Source organism: Mycobacterium sp., assembly GCF_032162105.1.
Taxonomy (GTDB): domain Bacteria; phylum Actinomycetota; class Actinomycetes; order Mycobacteriales; family Mycobacteriaceae; genus Mycobacterium.
The window spans coordinates 1-3374 of record NZ_JAVRPS010000544.1 but is presented as its reverse complement, the minus strand read 5'-3'; the positions used below and the strand labels follow the sequence as shown (position 1 = coordinate 3374).

The 3374-nt window shown below is 69.0% G+C and carries 4 protein-coding genes; all 4 read left to right on the top strand.

Annotated elements, in window-relative coordinates; genetic code table 11:
• Window positions 1–149: magnesium chelatase subunit ChlI family protein (locus QOC69_RS27895; protein WP_526445765.1), on the top strand; the 149-nt coding region annotated here is incomplete at its 5' end.
• Window positions 146–1258: a DNA-processing protein DprA gene (dprA, locus tag QOC69_RS27890; protein ID WP_526445764.1), complete on the top strand. Its 1113-nt coding sequence runs from the start codon at window positions 146–148 to the stop codon at window positions 1256–1258. The genes QOC69_RS27895 and dprA, both read left to right, overlap by 4 nt.
• Before the next feature lie 82 nt (window positions 1259–1340).
• On the top strand, window positions 1341–2192 hold the full coding sequence (locus QOC69_RS27885) for a siderophore-interacting protein (RefSeq protein WP_526445763.1): 852 nt from the start codon (window positions 1341–1343) through the stop codon (window positions 2190–2192).
• A gap of 24 nt (window positions 2193–2216) precedes the next feature.
• Window positions 2217–3374: lactate 2-monooxygenase (locus tag QOC69_RS27880; protein WP_526445762.1), on the top strand; the 1158-nt coding region annotated here is incomplete at its 3' end.

Here is a 3374-nt window from a genome sequence, read left to right as displayed (position 1 = left end):
CGCTGGACCGGGGTGTGTTGAGCATCAGGGGACTGGATCGCACGTTGCGCGTCGCGTGGAGTCTGAGCGATCTCGGCGGCCGGTCGTCGCCGAACCGCGACGACGTCACCACTGCCTTGAGCTTCCGGCAAGCGGGGGCTGCGCGATGACGACCAACGAGCTTCATGCCTGGGCGTATCTGTCACGGGTCGTCGAGCCTCCGTGCCCCGAACTGGCGGCCTTGGTCGACGACGTCGGACCCGTCGAGGCCGCTGACCGCGTCCGACGTGGCGAGGTCGACGAGCCGCTGTCGAGTCGCAGTGAAGCCCGCCGCGACTTCGACCGCGCCGCAGAGGATCTCGCAGTACTTGCGCGACTGGGCGGTCGGCTGATCGTTCGTGGATCTGCCGAACTGTCGGGAGTCGCGTTCACGTCGTTCGCCGACGTGGCTGCGCGGATACCTCATCCGCCATTGGTGCTGTGGGCGGTTGGGCCCGAGCATCTGGCCGATCTCGCGGCGCGCAGCTGTGCGCTCGTCGGGACCCGCGCTTCGACTGGCTACGGCGAATACGTCGCGGCGGATCTCGCATCGGGGTTGGTGGAGCGGGAGGTGGCGGTGGTTTCGGGTGGCGCCTACGGCATCGACGGCGCGGCGCATCGGGCGGCGCTGGCGGCCGACGGGCTGACCGTTGCCGTGCTCGCAGGCGGTGTCGACGTGCCGTATCCGGCCGGTCACTCCGCGCTCTTGCACCGGATCGCCACGCACGGGCTGGTCGTCAGTGAGTATCCACCGGGACTGCGGCCGGCCCGACATCGCTTCCTGACCAGGAATCGTCTGGTCGCGGCATTCGGCGGAGCGACCGTCGTGGTGGAGGCCGGGTTGCGCAGCGGCGCAGCCAGCACCGCGGCATGGGCAGAGGCGCTGGGTCGACCGGTGTGCGCCGTGCCAGGGCCGGTGACGTCGTCGGCCTCCGCGGGATGTCACGTGTTGGTGCGCAACGGTGCACATCTGGTCACCCGCGCCGATGAGATCGTCGAACTGGTGGGCCGCATGGGCGAGTTCGCTGCCGACACCTCCCACCAGGGCTCGCCGCTCGACGGGCTCACCGAGCACGAGCTCCTGGTCTACGACGCGCTGCCCGCGCGCGGGGCCAGAACCGTCGACGAGGTCGCGGTGTCCGCCGGGCTGCCGCCCACGCAGGTACTGGGTCCGCTCGCGTCGCTCGAGTTGGTGGGACTAGTGGCGCGCGCAGGCGGTCTGTGGAAGCTCGTTCGATGAGTGACCGGTAACGGTAGCCCACTACCCGCTCTCACCAGCTCGTATAGTCGGTGAGGTCCACTAACTGTTTTGGGAGGTACGCGTGGCAGGACGTCCGGTCCACACGTTTCAGGTGATCAGCAGTGAGCAGCTCACCCCGCACATGATCCGGTTGGTGCTCGGTGGCGGCGGCTTCGACACCTTCAAACCCGGTGAGTTCGCCGACTCCTACGTCAAGTTCGTCATCGTGCGCGACGACGTCGACGTCACCGCGCTACCCCAGCCGCTCACGCTGGACAGCTTCAACGATCTCCCCGAGGAACAGCGGCCGGTGGTGCGGACCTACACCGTCCGGCGCGTCGATCCCGATCGCCGTGAGATCACCGTCGACTTCGTGGTGCACGGCGAGCACGGCGTCGCCGGGCCCTGGGCGGCGTCGGTTCAGCCGGGCGACCCTGCCTATCTGATGGGCCCGAGTGGCGCCTACTCACCGGACCCCGACGCCGACTGGCACCTGCTGGCAGGCGACGAAGCCGGTCTGCCCGCGCTGAGCGCCGCGCTGGAGGCGTTGCCGCCCAACGCGATTGGGCAGGCCTTCATCGAAGTCAGCGGTCCGGACGACGAGGTTCCATTGTCGGCCCCCGACGGCGTCGAGGTCCGCTGGGTGTACCGCGGTGGGCGGGCCGACCTGGTGCCCGAAGAGCAGGCAGGCGACAACGCGCCTCTGATCGCTGCGGTGAAGGAGTCGGCCTGGCTGCCGGGGCAGGCGCAGGTCTTCATCCACGGCGAAGCCCAGGCCGTGATGCACAACCTGCGGCCCTACATCCGCAAGGTGCGCGGCGTCGACGCGAAATGGGCGTCGATCTCCGGCTATTGGCGGCGCGGCCGCACCGAGGAGACGTTCCGGCAGTGGAAGGCCGAACTCGCCAAGGAGGAGGCGCAAGCGGCGGGTTGACACCGGGCTGGCACGCTTGGTGCCATGGCATTCGGTGATTATCAGCTAGAGATCTACCTGCAGGGCCTGTCCGGCATCGTGCCGTCGCTGCCGATGTCGTTCGCCGACCTCGAGGCCAAGGCGCAGGCGGCGATGTCGCCGTCGCTATGGTCCTACGTCGCGGGCGGCGCGGGCGACGAACGCACCCAGCGCGTCAACGTCACCGCGTTCGAGCGATGGGGCCTGATGCCGCGAATGTTCGTCGGCGCCAAGGAACGCGACGTGTCCGTCGAGTTGTTCGGACTGACCCTTCCTTCGCCGGTGTTCATGGCGCCGATCGGCGTCATCGGCCTGTGCGCGCAGGACGGTCACGGCGACCTGGCCGCGGCGCGCGCCGCCGCCCGCACGGGGGTGCCGATGGTGGTGTCGACGCTGACCGAAGACCCGCTCGAGCGGGTCGCCGCCGAGTTCGGTGACACCCCTGGCTTCTTCCAGCTGTACACCCCGACGGACCGCGACCTGGCCGCCAGCCTGGTGCAGCGTGCGGAGGCGGCTGGGTACAAGGGGATGGTCGTCACTCTCGACACCTGGGTTCCCGGCTGGCGACCGCGTGACCTGTCGACGTCGAACTTCCCGCAGTTGCGGGGGAAATGCCTGTCCAACTACACCAGCGACCCCGTCTTCCGCGCCTCGCTGCCGCAGACGCCGGAGGAGAATCCGCAGGCCGCGATATTGCGGTGGATCTCGGTGTTCGGCAATTCGCTGTCGTGGGATGACCTGCCCTGGCTGCGGTCGCTGACCAAACTGCCGCTGCTGGTCAAGGGGATCCAACATCCCGACGACGCGCGCCGCGCCATCGACGGCGGCGCAGACGGGATCTACTGCTCGAACCACGGCGGCAGGCAGGCCAATGGTGGCCTGCCCGCGATCGACTGCCTGCCTGGTGTCGTCGAGGCAGCCGACGGGGTTCCGGTGTTGTTCGACTCCGGCATCCGCAGCGGCGCGGACATCGTCAAGGCCCTTGCCTTCGGCGCGACGGCTGTCGGCATCGGCAGGCCGTATGCCTACGGCATGGTGCTCGGTGGCGTCGACGGCGTCGTCCACGTGCTGCGGTCACTGCTCGCCGAGGCCGATCTGATCATGGGCATCGACGGCTACAAGACATTGGCGGACCTGACGCCCGACACGCTGCGACCCGTCGGT